Source organism: Spongorhabdus nitratireducens (assembly GCA_947387575.1).
GTDB lineage: Bacteria > Pseudomonadota > Gammaproteobacteria > Pseudomonadales > Endozoicomonadaceae > CANDOC01.
Genome location: CANDOC010000013.1, coordinates 90275 through 111269, shown reverse-complemented (window position 1 = coordinate 111269; position 20995 = coordinate 90275). Strand labels below are relative to the sequence as shown.

Genomic DNA, 20995 nt, shown 5'->3' with positions numbered 1-20995 from the left:
CAGCAGCGTCACAGTCGGGCTGTGACGCTGGCAGAACTGTTATCGAGGCAGGGATTTAATTTCATCGTCCCAACGTTTCAGCAGGCGTTTGCGAACATCACTGGAACCGTAGGTAGCAAAGTCATAATCGATCAGTTTCACATCAGACAGTCGCGGTGCTTCCGGTGGTACATCTGCAGTCTTGTTGGACGGCACCTGATAAGCCTTGACTTCGGAAGACAGTGACTGGATATCAGGACGCAGGGCAAATTCAGCCCACTTTTGGGCACTGGCGAGATTTCGGGCTCCCTTGATAATACTCATGGAACCCACTTCATAGCCGGTACCCTCACAGGGGGCAACAACCTTAATCGGGAAGCCTTTCTTCACCTGCTTGATCATGTCATGCATAAAAGTAATACCGATGGTGGTTTCACCCCGGGCCGCAGACTTGATCGGAGCCGAACCCGACTTGGTGTACTGGTTAATGTTTTTGTGCAGGTCGGTCAGGTATTCAAACCCTTCTTTCTCGCCAAACAACTGGACAACTGTCGCCAGCGCGGTATAGGCCGTGCCGGAAGAGTTGGGGTTAGCTACCTGAATTTCACCTTTGTAAATGGGGTTGGTCAGGTCTTTCCAGCACTTGGGAGCAGGCAGGTTTTTCTTTTTCAGTAGATCTTCATTATAGCCAAAGCCAAGTGCTCCGGCATAAATGCCGACTGTCTTGTAGTCAGCTTGCTGTGCCTGACGGCTGGCCCAATCAAGCAATTCACCTGAAGCATCTGCTTTATAACTTTGGGTCAAACCTTCTGCTGCGGCCTGAAGATGAGGGTCGCCGGTACCACCCCACCAGATATCAATCTTCGGATTGCGCTTTTCAGCCCGAACCTGAGCAAAGGCTTCACCGGAGCTTTTACGAACCAGAGAAACCTTGATACCGGTTTCTTTCTCAAAAGTGGTTTCCATCAACTTGCACCACTCGGTATCAGTGGAGCAAAGAACATTAAGCCGCCCTTTGGCAAGGGTTCCGGTGGCTGTCAAACTGGTGGCCAGAGCGAGTGCCAGTACACTGAAACGTTTCATGGTAGAGAACTCCAATCCCGGAGCACAGCCTGTCATTGACGCATGTTGTTACAGACCGTATTCCTGTTTTTTATTATTCTTGATTAAGCTCTGCACCTACCCTATCACAGTAAATGAAAAATGGAATATAAATTTCCATTTTTCATTTTATGGAAAATTAAAATCAAAACATTATTCAAGCGACTCTTTTCCCAGCCCGACGACCAGAATCAGCGCCAGGCACATGGTGGCGCTGAGTGAGCGAAATCCCTGCACTTTTGCGTCCTTGACTTCCAGACATACACTGGCTCTGGAAGCTACCGGGCCAAGACTGCTATCCGTAACGGCAATCACCGGCACCCCCTTATGATCGGCCTCAGTCACCAGACTGATGACTTCCTCCGAATGCTCACGAAAACTGACAGCCAGCAGAGCATCCTGCGTTCCCATCAATCTTGCCTGCTCCGCCAGCATGCCACCCATGCCGTGTAATAACACAACCTTTTTATCAAGATGGCTGAGAGCATATTGAAAGTAGGCAGCGACGGGAAAAGCACGACGATAGCCTGCCAGATAGATCGTATCCGCTTTTTTCAGAGTTTCGATAGCCTTGCCAAGCACATTCTCATCGAGCTGGTTTCGCAGCTCTTCCAGCGATGCAGTCGAGCCGTGAAAAAAGTCATCAAACAGCCCTTCTCCGGACTCACCTTCAGGAGAAAACGCCTTGATGCGGTCTTTATAATCACTCTGCCCGGCTAACCGTCCCTTGAAGATGCGCTGCATTTCAGAGAAACCGTCAAAGCCGAAATACTTGGCGAACCGGATTAATGTCGAGGGCTGAACTTCAGCCTTTCTGGCAATCGTTGCTATGGTTTCCAGCGCCATATCATTCGGATTGGCAATGGCAAACTCGGCAACCTGTTTCAGTCGTCTACTGAGCTGGGGAAACTGACTGGCAATTTCAGCTTTGAGGGATTCAAAATCATTAACTGAGCTCAAGGGAACAACTCTCGAATGGATTTTGGAATATATTTTCCCTTTTTCGGAAAAATAAAACAATCACCAAAAAATACGGACGATATCTACAAAAGTTGATATGTTGAATCAGGAAGTGAGCAACAAAAGTCTTACACTCTGGCTTTGGTTTGCCCTGCGACGCTCTTCATCTATACGGATGGAAGTGTTCGTACCCCAAGTTTACAGAACGAGACTCTATGAATAAAAAAACACTCGTCATTTTATACCCCGGATGCATCGAGTTTGAGATCAAGTTCACTCTCGAGGTGATCAGTAAAAACAGCGAAATCTACACTTCAACGCCGGACGGCAAGGCACTCAAAGGCAGCACAGGTATCACCTATCTTCCGGACTTCAGCTATAAAGCGGCTCTGGATCAACAGTTTGACTGTATCCTGGTTCCGGGGGGAGACCAGGAAGACGTGGTAGAAAATGAATCACTGAAACAACTTCTACAAAAAGCAGACCGGGCAGGCTCTGTTATCGGGGCAGTATGTGCCGGGCCATTGCTACTGGCCATTGCCGGGGTACTCAAAAATCGCTCCCAGACCAATGCCAGTATCTATCCCCGTGAATATGCTCATGTCTGGAACGGCAGCCATTTTATGAAAGAACAGATTGTCGTGGACGGGCACATTGTTACGGCGCTGCCTGAAGCCCATATCGATTTTGGTATTGAGATTGGAAAACTGATGTCTTCCTTTGAAAACGATAAGGAGGCAGAAATTACCCGGCTATATTACAAGGGGAATCACAGAAGAGACTGGAGCCAGACGGGTCCTGTTGATTAACAGCCATTACAAACTAATCTGTCCTCTGTATGGTCTTGAATGTTCAGGCTCAAACTCAAGACCAGTCATCTCCTCTGAGTGCGTAACTCTCATGTAACCAAAGGTGCTGCAATTACCTTCAATGGTTCGAGTGCAACTGAAGGCTTTACAAACCCACCACCACAAATGATAATTATTCTTATTTGCATCCGGAATTATTGCCAATGCTTTCCTTTGCCACCAGCCAAAAGCGGAATGACCGCTCGGAGCGGCTGATATCACTGCTCTCTGCCGTTGCTGATAACGAGCTGCGTACCCACCGGCTGTATTCCCAGTTTCTGAACAGTTCTGCCGACATTTCTGCGACTTCCGGCCTGACCGGACTGTTCAAAACCGCACTGAACGAAGACAGGGATCACTACCATGCCATTGTGGAATGTATCAAAAAACTGAATGGTCATTCAGCTCTGGAAAAACAAGCCATGAGCAAACCAGCGTCAGGGCATGTGAATATCAACAAGCTGCTGAAAACCGTGCGCATGACCGAAGCATTTTCAGTTAAGGCCTACGCCGAAATATGCGCCATGACGCTTGAGTATGACTACAGTATTTTTGATCTCTCCTACCGAAACATGAATGAAAACATGCTTCATCTTGACCTGGTCACAGACTTTCTGACATCCAGTCCCTGTCAGATGTCAGCTTCAGGCTAAGAAGGGAGATATTTCCTGTGATGCCCAGAATCCGGAATAAAATCAGCAACTCACAGGTATTTGCCAGCTTTATTGTCAAACCTGTGCGCTTGTCAAAAGACAACCTCTCCCTGTTATTGTTATTCATCGGTTTGATGCTATTGCTTCAAACTGACAGCCAGCTGTTCGAACTGATCACGTCTACCTTGAGTGACGCCTACCTGGGCGTCAGTATTTTCATCGCACTGACCCTTGCCGGTTTTTATGCGCTGGACCGCTACTTTGAAGCAGATCTGGTACAAATACTGAACCAGCGTAATCGGCTACAGATACCCATGGCCTCCCTACTTGGCGCTCTGCCGGGTTGTGGCGGAGCCATTATTGTAGTCACCCAGTTTGTAAACGGACAAATGAGCTTCGGTGCTCTGGTTGCAGTACTAATCTCGACCATGGGAGATGCCGCATTCCTGTTGCTTTCCAGAAAACCGGATATTGCACTGGCCGTTTACAGTACCAGCCTAGTTGCCGGCATTCTGTTCGGTTATGCCGTTAATTTTATTCACGGTTCTGATTATCTGAAATCTGAAAACACAGCCGCCAATAAAACCTCTTCTCCGGTACCCCGACTGCCTTCACCCATGACAACCTTGTTTTTGTGCTTACTGGTTCCGGGAAGTGTAATGGGTATTTTGGAAGCCTTTCAGGTCGACTCCAACCAGTTGTTTGGAGCGTATGCCAGTCTGGAACCGGCCAAGTGGCTGGGTTTCTCCGGCGCCCTGTTATGTATCGTCGTATGGTTGAGTCAGCCATTTGACTCATGGTCTTCCAGGTTTGCGGAAAAACCTAAAACCAAATATTTGAAAGAGACAGTGGTTGCCGAAACCAGCTTTGTGTCTGTCTGGGTGATTCTTGGTTTTTTGTCTTATGAACTGCTGGTTTATTTTACTGGCCTCAACCTCGATGCCCTGTTCCAGAACCTGGGGGTTGTTGCTATTCTTTTTGCCATTCTGATTGGTTTTGTACCAGGCTGTGGTCCCCAAATTGTCGTTACAACACTCTATATAAACGGTGTCGTTCCACTTTCTGCACAGCTGGCGAATGCCATCAGTAATGATGGCGATGCACTTTTTCCAGCTATCGCGCTGGCTCCTGAAGCGGCAATGAAAGCAACAGTTTACAGTGCTATCCCGGCCTTTATTATCGGCTATGGTGCTTTCTTTATGGGTTGGTAGATCAGACTTAAAACCCTGCAGCACTATCACACCTTCACAGGGAGAGACATCAAGCCAGCTCGTCCTCCCTTGATCCTTATCTGCTCCTCTGCATAAAGGAGCATGTTCCAAAGAATTCAGTGCTTTTTCGCACTGATACCAGCCATACGAAGCCAAAACTCTCAATTTTGCGAAAATTGCATATTACCCGTTAGTCATAGCTGGTAATTTTTCACGCCAAACATTCGCCGATTCCCACTACAGGGAGCATTCTCAATCAGGCAGTAATCCTTGCAAACATCAACCTTTTAAAAAGACCGCCAGAACCCGGCAGAAAGCCGCTTAATGAAATAACAGCATTGCAAAACCAAGATGATGTTTATGGAAAATAATCAGACTAATAAAAAGCCCAATATATTGATGATCATGGTTGATCAGATGCTGTTTCCGCGACACCAGGCTGAAGAACTTGATCCGGTAATTCGCGATGTACTGAGTTTCAAAAGTAATCTGGACTCAGGCCAGTTAAACCACTACAAACACAGCTTCCCCGGTTTTACAGCCCTGCGTGAAAATGCTGTAGTGCTTGCCAATCACCAGATAACATCTGTGACAGGTGCAGTCTATAACAGTGAAGCCTCACAGGACTATCCGGAACTGGCATACACGAATGTAACAACAGGTGGCCAGTGTCATGACATCCACTGTCGTGATACCCATTTCAGTTTTCTCAGGCATCAGGCTCTTGGAAACCCTTGCGGCATTGATCAAGAGACCGACAGCACTGAAGCAGCCTATCATTCGAACAGAAAGTCCCATCCCTGCAATCTGGGCAAGGTAGACACTCATATTCTGTCAGTACTGCACGCACTGGACGAGTCAGGTCAGGCCGAAAGCACCATCGTGATATTCTGCCCGCATCTTAAGGAATCTGTGGACGTTGATCATTCGCCTTTCAGTGAAGCAATGCATGTCCCTGCGGTTGTGCATTTTCCCAAAGGATGGGATGTAAGCTCTGATCCGAAAGGAATAAATCTCAGGAAGATTAACAAGGCGACCAGCCATACCAACCTGCTACCGACGATTCTGGAGCTGGCAGGCATTGATGCTGAAAAACTGTATCCGCAAGCCCGAACCGCAAAATCCGGTAGTGACACACTCCAGGCCGCCGGCGTAGAACTCAGCAACCTGTTGAAAAAAGGGTCAATCGGTAAAATTACCCGATGTGATGGTGTACTGTTTCTCTGCCATAAAACCATCTCTGAACCACTGAATGTTGCAGAAGTCATCAGTCAGATGGGCTCAGTACCCGTCACACCTTTTGAAATGTATATGGGAGCGGTGGAACGACTCAAGCTGGCAGCAAATGAACCAGACTTTTCAGAAAATCAAAGCCAGTACTTCGGAGAAAAACAGCAGAAAACAGAACTGAGTAAAGGCAACTCCGCCATTCAGCCTTGTTACGCTCATTGTGTAGTTGATGCCGATAACTGGAAGCTGGTGCGGTACTTCGATCTTGATAATGAAAATATCGAAAATCGCTATGCGCTGTACGATTTGAATAAGGATCCCTACGAAGAGGAAAATCTGGCTATTTACAGCCATGTTTCCCCAAGCACCGATCAGGAAGCCTGCAGCGCGGATTACCTCAAGGAAATACTGGATAAAGCCCGGGATCTTGAGCTGCTAATGAGCGAGCTTGAAAACAAAATCCTGTAGTCATCTTCGCTCTTGCGGGGCAAAGGACTGCTCCGTCACCGAGAAAGAGGCTTACACAGCAATTTTAATTAGTTTTTTACTTCTGATCTTTTCCGTCGACTTCTTTATTTTTGCCCAAAACGAACATATCAAACACTCACCCATCACCACTCAATACTTTTCCGCACAAATATTGACACAGAACAAACATCCATTTGTTTGACGTTGAAATGAAACTTTTTTTGATCAATATACGACCAGCCACATATATGGTGGCCTGCATGCTTTCTGTTTTCCCCCGAAGCGACCTTTCGGCTGTCAGACAGTCAGGCATGGACCAGGGAGTACGTGTGCCCTGACCGGTATCCTCAAGTCCGAGAACTATAATGAAGCATTTGATTGCCCTTACCGGGGCGCTAACCGGAGCAATGGCGCTTGCGTCCGCCAGCGCTTTCGCCCAGATCGAAAACGGTGATTTCGAAACCTGGAACAGCAACACCCCTGCTGGCTGGACCACTATCGACAGCGGTATTTCGCTTTCTCCGTCAGAAGCCTATGTTCAGACGGGCAGCCGTTCTGCCAAAGTTGATGTGACGACCAAAAATCAGGGCTCCACCGACTTCCGTCAGTCCATTCCAGTAACCGCAGGTGTTCCGGTTGAAGTTTCTGTATCGGTTTATCATACCGAAGGTCGCGTGAAGGCACGTCTTTATGTCGATGGCTACCTGGGCTACTCCAACCCGTCCCAGACCGGACAATGGCAGACCCTGAGCCATACCTATACCCCGTCTTCCAATGGGCAGATTGAAGTCGGCCTGCGCTTCTACGACACCAGTGGCTTTGACGGCAATGAAACCGTCTACGTCGATAACTTCCAGCCACGGACTGATTCCGTTCCTGTTGATCCACCGCCTGTAACACCAACTCCAGGCTGTGACAAAACAGAAACAACCCTGACCCTGACCACCGATAGCTACGGCTCCGAAACCTCCTGGGTGCTGAAGAACAGTGGCGGCACCTCTCTCTACGATGGCAGCGGCTATCAGAGCAATGTCACTGTAAACAAGGCTTTCTGTCTGGATAATGGTCAATACAGCTTCACCATCAATGACAGCTATGGCGACGGTCTGACCGGCAATGGTGGCTACAGCATTACCGTGGGCAGCGATGTTGTCGCAGAGGGTGGCGACTTCAACCATTCCGAAACCAAAACCTTCACTATTGGCGAAGACTCCACACCAACGCCTATAGATCCAACACCTGTTGATCCGAATGGCTATTATCAGGATGCCGAAGGTCTGACCGGTCAGGCTCTCAAAACTGCGCTGTTCAATATTATCAAGAGCCATAATTCCCGCGGTTACTCTGCAATCTGGAGTTTCTACCACGACGCTGCCCGCGATAACTATTACGAAAACGACGGCAGCATTCTGGATATTTATTCCGAGAAGCCTCAGTCCGGCGACAGTTTCAGCTACACCGTTGGGCAGGATCAGTGCGGCACCTACCGGGGTGAAGGTGACTGCTACAACCGTGAGCATTCCTTCCCCAAATCCTGGTTTGGCGGCAAGGTCGAGCCGATGAACTCTGACGTGCATCATATCTTTGCCACTGACGGCTATGTGAATGCCAAGCGTAGCAACTACCCGTACGGTGAAGTCGGCAGCGCCAGTTACACTTCCAGCAATGGTTCCAAACTGGGTTCATCCAACACATCCGGTTACAACGGCACCGTTTTTGAACCTATTGATGAGTTCAAGGGTGATGTAGCCCGTGCATACTTCTACATGGCAACCCGCTATCAGGATCGCATCGCTGGTTGGGAAAACAACTCCAGCAACTCTGATGCAGTACTGGACGGCTCCAACAGTCAGGTATTTGAACCGTGGATGCTGACGATGCTGAAGAAGTGGCACTCTGAAGATCCGGTCAGCCAGAAAGAAATTGACCGTAACCAGGCAGCCTTTGAATTCCAGGGCAACCGCAACCCGTTTGTTGATCATCCAGAGTTTGTGGAACAGATCTGGTAATTAAAACTTGCCAAGCCATGTCGGAGCCATTAGCCCCGACATGGCTCAAGTTCCAATGCCCTCTATTCCCGGGTAGGCTTGACCCACTCGTTATTACTCCCCTGATTCTGTCCCTATTTGCTCCATGCCCTGCCAATCTGGCAAAGTTCATCTCTTCTACAGAGATAATTATATTTTAGAAAGATCACTAATTTTTCGGTGATATACAGGTATGGAAGCAGCATGAATAAAGCAAAACCATTAGCACTTTGTCTGATCTTCTCAGCTATGACTGCTTTAACAGCCAGGGCAGAGACAGACTTCAGCTGCCCCGAAAGCCCGAACTGTGTCAGCAGTCAGGCAACAGGTGAACACTACATCGAACCATTGAGCTTCACCGCCAAAGACCCCGAGCAAATCCGTACAGCACTGATCGCCACCCTGAAAAGTCAGGATCGGATGGAAGTCACAGGCACCGAAGCTAATGTCATTACCGCTGTAGCCACATCCAAATGGTTCAGATTCAAAGATGACATAACCCTCAGAATCAATCAGGACGGAACCATTGATGTAAAATCAGCATCCCGAACCGGCTATTCTGATTTTGGTGTCAACCGGGAACGTGTGGCCACACTGCGCAGCAGCCTTGAGGCGTTGCAAACCAGCCAACCGTGATTCGCTTTTTGACCCGGATACTGACAGAATGAGAGCCCATGGATGGATACTTCCCCGTCAGTTTCAGTACTCCGGGAGAAAATACACAAATTACAAGACTGTCAGCTGCGCTCTGCTAACTTCGCTGTTTCCAGAACCTGTCCTCCAGGCTGATGCAAGAACAACAATCAAAAGAACTGCCCATGAAATTCTCCGGAATCAACAGATCCTGGCTGTTATCCCTGGCCATGGCCATCGGTGTTGCCGTATTCCTGTTCACCGCCGACGTTGTCGACATCAACAAAACTGATAACGGTGACAGTCCTCAGGCAAACGCCAGGCCGGTACAGGAAAGTAAACCGCAGGAGATTCCTTCGGTACATGCCCGCTCTATTCAGGCTGAAACAATCCGTCGTACCCTGACCTTGTATGGCCGGACAGAAGCGGACCGGGTTATCACCATCAGTGCCGAAATGCCGGCCCGTGTCGTTGGCGTTAATGCCAGACGCGGTGAACATATCGAGGCTGGCCAGAAGATTGCCAGTTTGAGAAAAGGCAGTCTGCCCGCCCAGATTAAATCTGCGGAAGCACAACTGAAACTGGCCCGGCAGGAATACCGTTCAGCCCTTGCCCTGAACAAGAACAACCACCTCCCAGACAATACCCTGACCCAGCGCGAAGTGGCAGTTGCCCAAGCAGAATCCATGCTGGAACAGCTTAAAGTCCGGCTCGACAACACTCAGGTTAAAACCCCGGTGACCGGTATTCTCAATCAGCGTTTTGTGGAGCTGGGTGACTATATCGATACCGGCAAGGCAGTGGCCGAAATCCTCGACCTAGATCCACTGGTGATCCGGATTGATGTACCCCAGAAAGACATTTCGGCCTTCTCGACCGGCGACAAAGCCAATGTCCGCTTTATTGACGGTCATAAAGCCGAAGGCACGATCCGCTATATCAACCACCAGGCTGATGCTGCCACACGTACCTTCTCGGTAGAACTTGCAGTCGCCAACCCTGGCATGGTTTTACCGGCCGGTCTCAGTGTAGAAGCTGACCTGCTGCGGGAAGAGATCAGTGCCATTGAAGTCAGCCCCGCCATTCTGGCCCTCAGTGAAACCGGCGAACCCGGTATCAAGTGGGTAGACAACAGTGACAGGGTTCACTTCAGCCCTGTTGATATCGTCAAAAGCACCAGCAACAGTATCTGGCTGAGCGGTATTCCCGAGCAGGCACGGGTTATTACCCGCGGCCATGGCTTTGTTCGCGTCGGTGACAAGGTGACCGTGGTTTCCAATGATCTGGTCGCTGCGGAATAACCGGGGAAAAGCCGATGAAAAATCTGATTGATCAGTCACTGGGACGATCCAGAACTGTACTGATGATGTTTGCCCTGATCCTGATTACCGGGCTGGCGTCGTATCTGACCATTCCCCGGGAATCGATGCCGGATATCAAGATTCCCCAGATAAATGTCCAGGTCAGTTACGAAGGCATTTCGCCGGAAGATTCCGAGCGCCTGCTGGTAATGCCGCTGGAAAACGAACTGCGGTCACTGGAAGGCATCAAGGATATGAGAGCAACCGCCTCCCAGTCCAGCGCCAGTATTTCCCTTGAGTTTATTGCCGGACTGGACAGTGAGCAGATGCTGGCCAAGGTACGGGACAAGGTTGAACAGGCCAAGGCCAAGCTGCCTGACGGTACCGATGAACCCATTATCGAGCAGGTATCCATTGCCCGAGAAATGCCGGTAATCACTGCAGTATTATCCGGCCCGTTAACTGAACGTTCGCTGATCAAGCTGGCACATCGCCTGAAAGATGAACTGGAAGGCTACCGGCAGGTACTGGAAGTCGATATTGCCGGTGACCGGGAAGATGTCGTTGATGTCATTATCGATCCATTAAAACTGGAAAGTTATGGTCTGGTACCGGCTGATGTCGTCAATCTGGTTAGCCGCAATAACCAGCTGGTAGCAGCTGGCAATATGGATAACGGCAACGGACGTTTTTCAGTCAAGGTACCGGCTGTTTACAAGACACCCGCTGATATTCTGTCCCAGCCGGTTAAAAGCAGTGATGACCGGGTTATCACCTTTGCCGATATCGCCGATGTAATGCTGACTTTCAAAGCTAATAACAGCTATGCCCGCATGAACGGCGAAGCCAGTATTGCGCTGGAAATCAAAAAGCGTCCCGGTGAAAACATTATTGAAACCGTGCAGCTGGTTAAGGCTGTGGTAAATGAAGGCCTGAAACTGGCTCCGGATACCCTGAACGTTTCTTATGTTGGCGACCAGTCAGAAGAAATTCTGATTATGGTGAACGACCTGCAGAACAGTGTACTGGCTGCGGTTATTCTGGTTATCACAGTTATTATCGGTGCTTTGGGTTCACGCAGTGCACTGCTGGTCGGAATCGCTATTCCGGGCTCATTTCTGGCAGGTATTCTGATTATTGCCATGATGGGACTGACCATCAATATGGTGGTGCTGTTCTCACTGATGATGGCAGTGGGCATGCTTGTGGATGGTGCTATCGTGGTTACCGAATATGCCGACCGCAAAATGAGCGAAGGGGTTAACCGCAAGGATGCCTACCGCGAAGCTTCGCTGCGAATGGCATGGCCGATTATTGCTTCTACTGCCACCACTCTGGCTGCATTTTTCCCGTTGATGTTCTGGCCCGGCATGATGGGTGAGATGATGGTTTATCTGCCACTGACGCTGATTGCCACCCTCTCGGCCTCGCTGATCATGGCGCTGATATTTATCCCCACCATTGGCACCCTGATTGGCAAACCACGAACACTGACGGAAACCGAGCAGCAGGTGCTGAATGAGACCGACTCCGGTGACCTGCAGAAAGTACCGGGCATGGCCGGCCGCTATATCAGAGTATTGTCACTGGCCATACGTCACCCGTTAAAGATCACCTTTGGTGGCCTGGTGATGGTATTCCTTATCTACGTCACCTTTGGCATGTTTGGTAAAGGCAGTGAGTTCTTCCCGGATGTAGATACCGACAATATTGTGGTTCGGGTTAAAGTGAACTCGAGCAACCTGTCGATTGACGAGAAAGACAGCATTCTCAAAAAGATCGAAGCGCCTCTGCTTGAGCTACCGGAACTGGAAACACTATATGCCCGTACCGGGCTTAATGAAGAAGTCGGTACTGTCCGGGTAACCCTGGTCGACTGGCAATATCGCAGTCGCGCTGCACTGATTGCCGAACGTATTCAGCAGCAAATGGATGTGTTTAAAGGGCTGGATATTACCGTTGAACGACAAAAGGACGGCCCGCCCCAAGGCAAACCGCTGGAACTGGTGGTTTCAACCGAGGGACTGGATGAGCTGTATACCACTGTCGATCAGATCAGGAAGATTCTGAGCGGGTTTGAGAACTTCACTCATATTACCGATAACGGCCCGACACCCGGCTATGAATGGCGGATGCAGGTGGATCGTGCTGATGCGGCTCGTTACGGCGCCGATGTATCCAGCACCGGTGCACTGGTACGGCTGGTAACATCAGGATTGATTGTGGGTAATTACCGCCCTGATGACAGTGATGATGAGGTGGATATCCGGATTCGTTTTCCCGAGGAAGACCGACATCTGGAAAACATTGACCAGCTGCGACTGATGACTCCGGACGGACTGGTTCCCATCAGCAACTTCTCGGAGCGGGTTATTGCCCCCAAAGTTGACCGGATTCGCCATCTGGATGGGCGCAGGACAATTACCATCACTGCCGATCTGGCCGAAGGCGCACTGTTGAATAATGAACTACCAAGATTTCAGCAGGCACTTACCGATGCGAATTTTCCACCCACGGTCAGATTTGAATTCAAGGGAGAAAACGAAGACCAGCAGGAGAGCAGTGAATTCCTGCAAAACGCATTCTCCATTGCCTTGTTTGTGATGACCATGATCCTGGTGACCCAGTTCAACAGCTTCTACCAGGCATCGTTGATTATGTCCGCGGTCATCCTGTCAACCGGTGGTGTCTTCCTTGGTCTGCTGGTTACCAGTCAGCCGTTTGGCATTGTGATGTGCGGTATTGGCGTTATTTCTCTTGCCGGTATTGTAGTGAACAATAACATTGTATTGATTGACACCTACAATGTACTTCGACGACAGGGACTCAAAGCCGAAGAAGCCGTTTTGAGAACCGGAGCCCAGCGTTTACGTCCGGTGATGCTGACCACAGTCACAACCATTCTCGGACTGATGCCGATGGTGCTCTCTACCAATATTGATCTGTTCCAGCACAAACTGGAGATTGGCGGGCCTTCTGCCCAATGGTGGAGCCAGCTGGCAACCGCTATTGCCGGCGGTCTGGCCTTTGCCACCCTGCTGACACTGGTGCTGACACCCTGCCTGCTGGTCATTTCCGGCCGACGGGAAGATCGTAGAAAGACAGCGTAAACACGATAGGTCTTCTGTATAAAAAACCTGATATAGCCTGTTTTAAGTCAGTCTGTATCAGGTTCCTTCAATGCCTGATACTTTCCTGACAGCCTCCTGCCCTCAGGGTATTTCAGATATCACTGCGCGACTTTTGCCAACTCACTGCTTATCTGAAATAACTTCCGCTAGTAGATAAAACACCGCCCCTGTTCCGGTTCATCACTATATTGCTGCCACCTGGCAATGATCACCCTGACAAGGACAATCCCCGAATAATGGCAACCAGAAAAATAACATTAATTCCCGTTATTGCCGTACTGGCACTACAGATAATCAACACTCAGGCCAACCAGCCCGTTAATATTCAAAGGTTGAGCGCAGGTTACGAAGCAAAGAGCCGTTTGGAATACAGCCAGAACGATGTGGGCAGTTTTATTTATCAGTGGTTTGCGGCTTTTGACCACCAGCAAGAACCTGGCTATTTTCTGCAGCGGCTGGCTGAGCCTGTTGATCTTCGCTATCCCGGTGCCGCACTTCATTCCAGAACTGACTTTCTACGCTGGTATCGTGAGCTAATGGAAAATATTGTCTGGAATGAACACACTGTAAGTAACCTGGTTGTTAGTGGCAATCAAAACAATGGATGGAAAGCTTCATACGACATCACACGGAGTGCCCGAGATAGTGCAGGCAATGTTTTTAACATAAGAAGTCATCAAGAAATGGATATGATTCGCTGCGGTAGCTCCTTAAAAATAACACGACTAAGGGCATGTAAAACCTCGCAGCACCACTAAGAAAAAGTAACCACTCACATACAGCAATATCAGCTTATTGAAATACCCCGCTTAGGCTATCTAAAGCGAGGTATTATGCAGATATAAACGCTCAAATTTTGCTCCGGGCAACCGGAGAGCAAACGTTTGTTAAATATATTTCTGATCGATAGCCACTGCGTTATGGGCATGCAGGCTTTCCTGGTGATCAACTTTCAACCAGTAGCTTTGCACAAACTCCATTGTTTCAAGACTTTCCTTAATCTTGCGAGCCGCATCCTCACAGAACATCAGATTGAGCGCATTGCGTCTGGCGAATTCCTGCTCATCTACTCGTTTGACAGCCGTTTGCACCGCTGTACCCAGCACTTCTTCAAGATGCAGAATCAATGAGCTGACCTCAGGCCAACTGCTGTCACCCAGCAACATTTTGATAGAGGCAAATGAACGTTGACTGTGAGGCGTGGCGACCGTGCCTGTTTCTGCCTGCACCCATTGAAGAAGCTCTGTTTTAGAGATGTGGTCCTGGGGAAAAGCCTGATCAATAGCATTGGAGTAAAGCTGGCGGGCCAGAGAGGCTGAACAGGGACAGGTACTGGAATAAGGAATACTGAGTTCCATTTCATAACTGCGAAGATGCCTGTTTATTTCCCCCGTGATGACAACCGGATATGACTGAAAGCCAGAGGCCGGACTCAGCAAGGCAGGTTTCCTGAGCAGCACATTAAAGCTCAACCGGATCTTTGCACCTTTGCTGATACCCTGTTGAGAGGTGATCATGTTGTCTAACAGTTTATCAAGCGTCGCTTTACTGCATTCGTGATCATTAAGGGTATTGATGACGGCATGCAGCCGTGACATGTGTATACCTTTGGCTTCAGCCTTATCCAGACTGACATAGACATCAGCTTCCCCTACAAGGGTCTGACTATTGCCTTCCTCTGTGGGGAGAGAGACAGGAACCGCAATCTTTTCCATACCAACCCATTGCAATGGGTATCGCCTGTCGCTGATCTGGCCGGAGGTAACATCTGGAAGTGGCTGGCTAATGGACATATTTGTTATTTATTCAACTAATTAACTTATTCAACACGGGTCGTTGTGAAGAGTGTGATTGATTCCATACCTGCTGGCCTTCAAAAAACAACGGTCCATTAATACAGGCAGGTTTAATTGAAAAGCGAGATGAACCCCTGACAAAGGGTATCCATATAATGAATAGAATCAGGCCCTGATAAATTAAGCGTCAGGACCTGTATGACTGATTACCGTTCCGGGGTGTGTTTGTTTATTCACGAATGGAGTGAGTCCCCTTCTACTCTCAAGTGTCAATACACTGCTCGGCACAGGAGCAATCTTCAGCATGTCTGCAAAGCTGATAATTACGGAAGTGTCCGTAAGCAATCAAAAGGGAGCCCATCATAGTCAGCGCTTTCTCACCAAATTCGCCAACCATTTCTTCACCGATAACCGCTGCTAACAGAAAGGCCAGTCCCGCTAATCCGATGCCCAGCAGTTGATAGTTCTTGTGCTTCTTGCAGCCAAGAGTCAAGGCATAGAGGCTGGTCGGCACAACAATGACAACCATCCCGAGATGGAACAGCTCATTTTCCAGGTTCAAGACCGTCAGACTGGGTAACATCACAAGTATCAGAGGAAGCGCCAGACAGTGGGCCAGACAAAGAAACGATAACCCGATGGCCGCTTTATCAGTATAGGTTTGCAGTGCTTTCATGTTCTTCCTCAATGGATGGTTCGCGCAATAAATACCCAAAAGCTATGTACCAGTCGCCATATAAAGGCTGAGCTTCCAGAATCTAAAGAAGTAGGAGAAAACCCTGCGGCTCACAGCAAGATGTTATGTTATAACATCTTTATCGAGACCATCAAGAAGCCTGTCACAGACAGCCGGTGACACTATGTAAATCTGGGAACCGAAATAACAATATTTCCTGACAGTTAATATAGGATGCCCGATCAGATATGGGGCACTATTTGATGCCAGATACGATATATAGAGAGGAATGCGCGGAAGGATACAAAAAAAGTAGCTGTAACTTATCGCGGTACAGCTACCCAGAAACACACACAACAAATAGAAATAGACTTAAAGTGTCCTCCAGTTGCCAGCCTGCATTATTTGAAACCAATGCAGGCTGATATTGATGGTTTTAAGTTGATGACTTTAATGCGACACAGGCTTAGCCCCTGATTTTGCTCCTCTGCTGACAGCCATATAGAAGACCGGGGTAAATAACAGTCCAAAGAATGTTACCCCGAGCATGCCGTAAAACACCGCAATACCCATCGCATGTCGCATTTCTGCTCCGGGACCGAATGCCAGCACCAGAGGAACAACACCCGCGGTAAAGGCAATAGAAGTCATCAGAATCGGGCGCAGTCTTAGACGACAGGCCTCTAAAATAGCTTCCAACCGGGACAGTCCCTGCTCGTTTCGTTCCTTGGCGAACTCAACCATCAGAATGGCGTTCTTGCTTGCCAGGGCCACCAGCACAATCAGGGCAATACGGGTGAAGATATTGTTATCACCATTCAGTGCCCATACGCCCAACAACGCTGACAGAATCGTCATGGGAACAATCAGGATAATCGCCAGCGGCAGACGCAGGCTTTCATACTGTGCCGCCAGTACCAGGAACACCAGCAGTACTACCAGCGGGAAGATATACACCATGGTATTACCGGCCAGAATCTGCTGATAGGTCACCTCGGTCCACTCGTAGCTGATACCTTCCGGCAGGGTTTTCGCCATTACCGTTTCAATAGCCGCCCGCGCCTGATCAGAACTGTAACCGGGTGCCGGGCTGCCATTAAGCTCTGCACTGGGGTAATTGTTGTAATGCATTACCTGATCCGGTCCGAGTGCAGGACTGATGGAAACCACAGAACCCAGAGGCACCATATCACCGGCGCGGTTACGCACTTCCAATCGCAGAACCTGTTCGGGATCAAGGCGGTATTTGGCATCAGCCTGGGCATTCACCTGATAGGTACGGCCAAACAGGTTGAAGTCATTGATATAGACCGATCCGAGATAGATCTGCAGGGCATCAAACACTTCACTCAAAGGAATCCCCTGAATCAGCGCTTGCTCCCGGTCCACAGTAATATCCAGTTGTGGCACCTGAATACGGAAGCTCGAGAACAAGCCCATCAATGCAGGATTGGAGCGACCTTCAGCCAGCGTCTGTTGCAGGGCATCAAACAGGGCTTCAAAGCCCAGGTTAGCCCGGTCTTCCAACTGCAGTTTGAAACCACCGGTCGAACCCAGCCCCAGAATCGGAGGCGGTGGGAACACGGCCACAAAGGCTTCATCAATGACCGAGAAACGCGCATTCAGCTGACCCGCAATGGCACCCGCAGACAGCTCCGGACTGGTACGTTCAGAGAAGTCATCCAGCGGCAGGAACACAATCGCAGCATTGGTTGCGTTTACAAAACCATTCACTGACAACCCCGGAAATGCCACGGTATGAGCAACACCCGGTGTCTGTGCCGCAATCGCTTCCATTTCCCGTACTACGGCTGTAGTACGATCAAGACTGGCAGCATCAGGCAGCTGGGCAATAGCCAGCAGATACTGTTTGTCCTGTGCCGGAATAAAACCACCGGGTACCTGATTGAACATCTGTCCGGTCATTACCAGTAGACCAACATAGACCAGACCGACAATGGCAGAAAAGCGAATCAGGCGTTTTACCAGAGACTCATAACCCTTTGCTGCAGAATCAAACAGGCGGTTGAACGGGTTAAACAGCCAGCGACCAAATACTGCATTCATTGCCCGGGTCAAAACATCCGGCTTACTGTCATGCCCCTTCAGCAGCAATGCAGAAAGCGCCGGAGAAAGTGTCAGCGAGTTAAAGGCTGAAATCAGGGTAGAAATGGTAATAGTCAGTGCGAACTGCTTATAAAACTGTCCGGTCAGGCCCTGAATAAATGCGGTGGGAATAAATACCGCACAAAGTACCAGCGCGATGGCAATGATCGGGCCAGTCACCTCGGTCATGGCCTGCTTGGTTGCTTCCAGCGGTGTGAGGCCGTTGGCAATATTCCGTTCTACGTTTTCCACCACCACAATGGCATCGTCCACCACAATACCGATGGCCAATACCAGACCAAACAGCGACAGCGTGTTGATAGAAACACCCAGCCACTGCATCACAGCAAAGGTTCCGATTAACGACACCGGAACAGCAATCAGCGGAATAATCGACGCACGCCATGTTTGCAGGAACAGGATAACAACCAGAACCACCAGAATCACAGCTTCCAGCAGCGTATCGATAACCGCCTGAATAGAGCTGCGAACGAATACGGTGGGATCGTAAGCGATGTCGTAAGTCACACCTTGCGGGAACCGGCCGGACAGCTCATCCATTTTGGCGCGTACGGCATCGGAAAGGTCAATAGCATTGGAGCCCGGACGCTGGAACACCGGAATCGCTACCGCAGTTTGTCCATCCAGACTGGCTCGCAAGGCATAACTACTCTGACCCAGTTCAACCCGAGCAACATCTTTCAAACGGGTGATAGCACCCTGCTCACCAACCCGTATAACAATATTTTCAAACTCTTCTACAGTGCTGAGTCGGCCCTGTACATTCAGCAGCACCTGAAACTGGTTCTGCTGCACAGTAGGCTGCGCCCCCAGACTGCCTGCCGCAACCTGACGGTTCTGTTCACGCACCGCCTGCACAACATCGCTGGCGGTTAGACTACGCTCGGCCAGTGCATCCGGGTTAAGCCACAGACGCATAGAGTATGCACTGCCACCAAACAGGCGCACCTGCCCTACTCCGGGTAAACCGGCCAGCTGATCTTCGATATAGATATCAGCGTAGTTGGCAAGGTAGGCAATATCCCGACTGTTATCCGGAGAGTACAGGTTTACAACCATTGTCAGGTTGGGTGAAGCCTTTTCGGTCACCACCCCCAGACGCTGCACTTCCTGCGGCAGACGAGGCAATGCCAGATCAACCTGGTTCTGAACCTGTACCTGGGCTTTATCCAGATCAGTGCCCAAAGCAAACGTCACCGTAATAGTCATCCGTCCGTCAGATGTTGACTGGGACGACAGATACAGCATGTTTTCCAGACCACTCAGCTCCTGCTCCAGCGGAGAGGCTACGGTTTCTGCAATAACTTTCGGATTTGCACCGGGATAATTGGCGGTAATTGTTACTGTAGGCGGAACAACTTCCGGGTATTCACTCAACGGCAGCTGGAATAAAGACAACGCCCCGCCAAGCAAAATCAGCAGCGATAAAACCGCTGCAAAGATCGGACGATGAATAAAGAAATGACTGATATTCATACGGTTATGCCCCGGCCACTACCAGCGTCTTTTTCGGCGCTTCAATCTTTACCGGCCGCGGATCAACAGGCATACCTGGACCGACTCGGGCCGGACCGTTAACGGCAACACGGTCACCGGCCTCAAGACCTGACTCAATCACACGCAAGCCACCCACACGGATACCTGTTACAACCGGGCGATACTGAAGCACATTATTTTCATCTACCGCCAGTACAAAGCGATTATTGAGATCGGTACCAATGGTTTTTTCAGGAACTAGAACACGCGCCCTCGCACTCTGCGGGGCAATTCGGATGCGGGCAAAAGCACCTGGCCGCAATTGTGCCGAATCAACCGGAAAGGTGGCACGGACCCTCAAAGTCCCGCTTTGGGGATCAACGGTGTTATCGATAAAGTCGAGCGTTCCCTGATGCTGAAAACCGTCTTCGCCATTAAGTTGCAGGAAGGCTGCCAGGTTATTGCTGGCAGTGATATTACTGAACTTGCTGTTCCAGCTGCGCTCATCAATATCGAAGTAGGCATACACTTTGTTAGTGGAAACCAGTCGTGTGAGCACAGTATCATTGGCTCTGACAGCGTTGCCCTGGGTTATAAAAGCATTGGAGATACGCCCGGAAATAGGCGCCCGGATTTCGGTAAATTCGAGGTTAAGTCGGGCCGCTTTCAGTTCAGCCTGAACTGAAGCCAATTCTGCCCGGCGCTGGGTTGCCAGGAATCTACGCGCATCGGCCCGCTCGGCAGAAATTGCATTGGCACTGCGCAGGCTGGTGCCCCGCTCTGCTTCCATGGAAGCCTGATCCAGAGCAGCCTGTGCCGCTTTTTCCCGGGCTTCCAGGCGGGCTACTTCTGCAGCAAAAGTACGACGGTCCAGAGTGATCAACAGCTGATCTTCCCTGACCAGACTGCCTTCATCGAAATGCACCTGATCGATAATACCCGTCACCCTCGGGCGAAGTTCAATTCTGTCCGGTGACTGCAATCGCGTGGTAAAAGTACTCCAGTCAGTCACATCGGTGACCAGTACCGGAGCAACATCAACAGGTTGCTTTGGATGTTCACTGGCAGCGGCAGCCTGCTCCTGGGGAGAACAAGCCGTGATTCCCAACAGTACGGGAACAGCGAGGACTGCAAGCAGCCCTGAACGGATATATCTAGGCATCTTCATGACTCGGAATTTTTCTCGGGGAAGCAATAAAGTCGGTAATTCTGTCTTTGAATGAACGAACAGCGTTCAAGAGGTTTACGGCATACAACCACGGCTGGTTTTGGTTCAAGGGCTGCTACAAGCCTGTATGGCATGTAATATATTCCAGAAAAATCGACTTATGAATATCCAAAAGTGCGAGAAGGATGCATAATATTCCGACGTTACTTT

At 49.7% G+C, this 20995-nt stretch carries 15 protein-coding genes; 9 read left to right on the top strand and 6 right to left on the bottom strand.

Going from position 1 to position 20995, the window contains the following annotated elements:
* Positions 1-39: 39 nt before the first annotated feature.
* A complete protein-coding gene (locus tag ACYZZ0_RS20810; RefSeq protein WP_461538588.1) occupies positions 40-1062 on the bottom strand; it encodes an ABC transporter substrate-binding protein in 1023 nt (340 codons plus the stop codon).
* 171 nt (positions 1063-1233) lie between these two features.
* Positions 1234-2040 (bottom strand): MurR/RpiR family transcriptional regulator, encoded by an 807-nt coding sequence (locus tag ACYZZ0_RS20805; protein ID WP_461538587.1) that lies wholly within the window; start codon positions 2038-2040, stop codon positions 1234-1236.
* Positions 2041-2255: 215 nt separating this feature from the next.
* On the opposite strand from ACYZZ0_RS20805, the gene ACYZZ0_RS20800 reads away from it, so the two are divergent.
* The 9 genes from ACYZZ0_RS20800 to ACYZZ0_RS20760 all read left to right on the top strand — a co-directional run bounded on the left by ACYZZ0_RS20800 (position 2256) and on the right by ACYZZ0_RS20760 (position 14300).
* Positions 2256-2849 (top strand): DJ-1/PfpI family protein, encoded by a 594-nt coding sequence (locus ACYZZ0_RS20800; RefSeq protein WP_461538586.1) that lies wholly within the window; start codon positions 2256-2258, stop codon positions 2847-2849.
* A 203-nt stretch (positions 2850-3052) separates the two neighbouring features.
* Positions 3053-3541 carry a ferritin-like domain-containing protein gene (locus ACYZZ0_RS20795; protein WP_461538585.1) on the top strand — a complete coding sequence of 163 codons (489 nt, stop codon included), beginning with the start codon at positions 3053-3055 and terminating at the stop codon, positions 3539-3541.
* Between the two features lie 20 nt (positions 3542-3561).
* Positions 3562-4752 carry a putative manganese transporter gene (locus tag ACYZZ0_RS20790; protein ID WP_461538635.1) on the top strand — a complete coding sequence of 397 codons (1191 nt, stop codon included), beginning with the start codon at positions 3562-3564 and terminating at the stop codon, positions 4750-4752.
* A gap of 360 nt (positions 4753-5112) precedes the next feature.
* Positions 5113-6450 (top strand): sulfatase-like hydrolase/transferase, encoded by a 1338-nt coding sequence (locus tag ACYZZ0_RS20785; RefSeq protein WP_461538584.1) that lies wholly within the window; start codon positions 5113-5115, stop codon positions 6448-6450.
* A gap of 365 nt (positions 6451-6815) precedes the next feature.
* Positions 6816-8459 (top strand): endonuclease, encoded by a 1644-nt coding sequence (locus ACYZZ0_RS20780; protein WP_461538583.1) that lies wholly within the window; start codon positions 6816-6818, stop codon positions 8457-8459.
* Between the two features lie 222 nt (positions 8460-8681).
* Positions 8682-9113: a DUF1499 domain-containing protein gene (locus tag ACYZZ0_RS20775; RefSeq protein WP_461538582.1), complete on the top strand. Its 432-nt coding sequence runs from the start codon at positions 8682-8684 to the stop codon at positions 9111-9113.
* 182 nt (positions 9114-9295) lie between these two features.
* Positions 9296-10411: an efflux RND transporter periplasmic adaptor subunit gene (locus ACYZZ0_RS20770; RefSeq protein WP_461538581.1), complete on the top strand. Its 1116-nt coding sequence runs from the start codon at positions 9296-9298 to the stop codon at positions 10409-10411.
* Positions 10412-10425: 14 nt separating this feature from the next.
* A complete protein-coding gene (locus ACYZZ0_RS20765; protein WP_461538580.1) occupies positions 10426-13521 on the top strand; it encodes an efflux RND transporter permease subunit in 3096 nt (1031 codons plus the stop codon).
* A 257-nt stretch (positions 13522-13778) separates the two neighbouring features.
* Complete coding sequence (locus ACYZZ0_RS20760; protein WP_461538579.1) at positions 13779-14300, top strand: hypothetical protein; 522 nt, start codon at positions 13779-13781, stop codon at positions 14298-14300.
* Between the two features lie 129 nt (positions 14301-14429).
* On the opposite strand, the gene folE2 is transcribed toward ACYZZ0_RS20760, so the two are convergent.
* The 4 genes from folE2 to ACYZZ0_RS20740 form a co-directional block, all read right to left on the bottom strand.
* Positions 14430-15335, bottom strand: a complete 906-nt coding sequence (gene folE2 / locus ACYZZ0_RS20755) for a GTP cyclohydrolase FolE2 (protein ID WP_461538578.1) — start codon at positions 15333-15335, stop codon at positions 14430-14432.
* Between the two features lie 265 nt (positions 15336-15600).
* Positions 15601-16014, bottom strand: a complete 414-nt coding sequence (locus ACYZZ0_RS20750) for a MerC domain-containing protein (protein WP_461538577.1) — start codon at positions 16012-16014, stop codon at positions 15601-15603.
* A 450-nt stretch (positions 16015-16464) separates the two neighbouring features.
* Positions 16465-19617: an efflux RND transporter permease subunit gene (locus ACYZZ0_RS20745; protein ID WP_461538576.1), complete on the bottom strand. Its 3153-nt coding sequence runs from the start codon at positions 19615-19617 to the stop codon at positions 16465-16467.
* Between the two features lie 4 nt (positions 19618-19621).
* Positions 19622-20785 (bottom strand): efflux RND transporter periplasmic adaptor subunit, encoded by a 1164-nt coding sequence (locus ACYZZ0_RS20740; RefSeq protein ID WP_461538575.1) that lies wholly within the window; start codon positions 20783-20785, stop codon positions 19622-19624.
* Between the last annotated feature and the right edge of the window lie 210 nt (positions 20786-20995).

What these genes read in the sequence shown, in the direction of transcription:
- ACYZZ0_RS20810 (WP_461538588.1), bottom strand. Translation starts at nt 1,062, where the DNA reads ATGAAACGTTTCAGTGTACTGGCACTCGCTCTGGCCACCAGTTTGACA.
- ACYZZ0_RS20800 (WP_461538586.1), top strand. Translation starts at nt 2,256, where the DNA reads ATGAATAAAAAAACACTCGTCATTTTATACCCCGGATGCATCGAGTTT.
- ACYZZ0_RS20795 (WP_461538585.1), top strand. Translation starts at nt 3,053, where the DNA reads ATGCTTTCCTTTGCCACCAGCCAAAAGCGGAATGACCGCTCGGAGCGG.
- ACYZZ0_RS20790 (WP_461538635.1), top strand. Translation starts at nt 3,562, where the DNA reads ATGCCCAGAATCCGGAATAAAATCAGCAACTCACAGGTATTTGCCAGC.
- ACYZZ0_RS20785 (WP_461538584.1), top strand. Translation starts at nt 5,113, where the DNA reads ATGGAAAATAATCAGACTAATAAAAAGCCCAATATATTGATGATCATG.
- ACYZZ0_RS20780 (WP_461538583.1), top strand. Translation starts at nt 6,816, where the DNA reads ATGAAGCATTTGATTGCCCTTACCGGGGCGCTAACCGGAGCAATGGCG.
- ACYZZ0_RS20775 (WP_461538582.1), top strand. Translation starts at nt 8,682, where the DNA reads ATGAATAAAGCAAAACCATTAGCACTTTGTCTGATCTTCTCAGCTATG.
- ACYZZ0_RS20770 (WP_461538581.1), top strand. Translation starts at nt 9,296, where the DNA reads ATGAAATTCTCCGGAATCAACAGATCCTGGCTGTTATCCCTGGCCATG.
- ACYZZ0_RS20765 (WP_461538580.1), top strand. Translation starts at nt 10,426, where the DNA reads ATGAAAAATCTGATTGATCAGTCACTGGGACGATCCAGAACTGTACTG.
- ACYZZ0_RS20760 (WP_461538579.1), top strand. Translation starts at nt 13,779, where the DNA reads ATGGCAACCAGAAAAATAACATTAATTCCCGTTATTGCCGTACTGGCA.
- folE2 (WP_461538578.1), bottom strand. Translation starts at nt 15,335, where the DNA reads ATGTCCATTAGCCAGCCACTTCCAGATGTTACCTCCGGCCAGATCAGC.
- ACYZZ0_RS20750 (WP_461538577.1), bottom strand. Translation starts at nt 16,014, where the DNA reads ATGAAAGCACTGCAAACCTATACTGATAAAGCGGCCATCGGGTTATCG.
- ACYZZ0_RS20745 (WP_461538576.1), bottom strand. Translation starts at nt 19,617, where the DNA reads ATGAATATCAGTCATTTCTTTATTCATCGTCCGATCTTTGCAGCGGTT.
- ACYZZ0_RS20740 (WP_461538575.1), bottom strand. Translation starts at nt 20,785, where the DNA reads ATGAAGATGCCTAGATATATCCGTTCAGGGCTGCTTGCAGTCCTCGCT.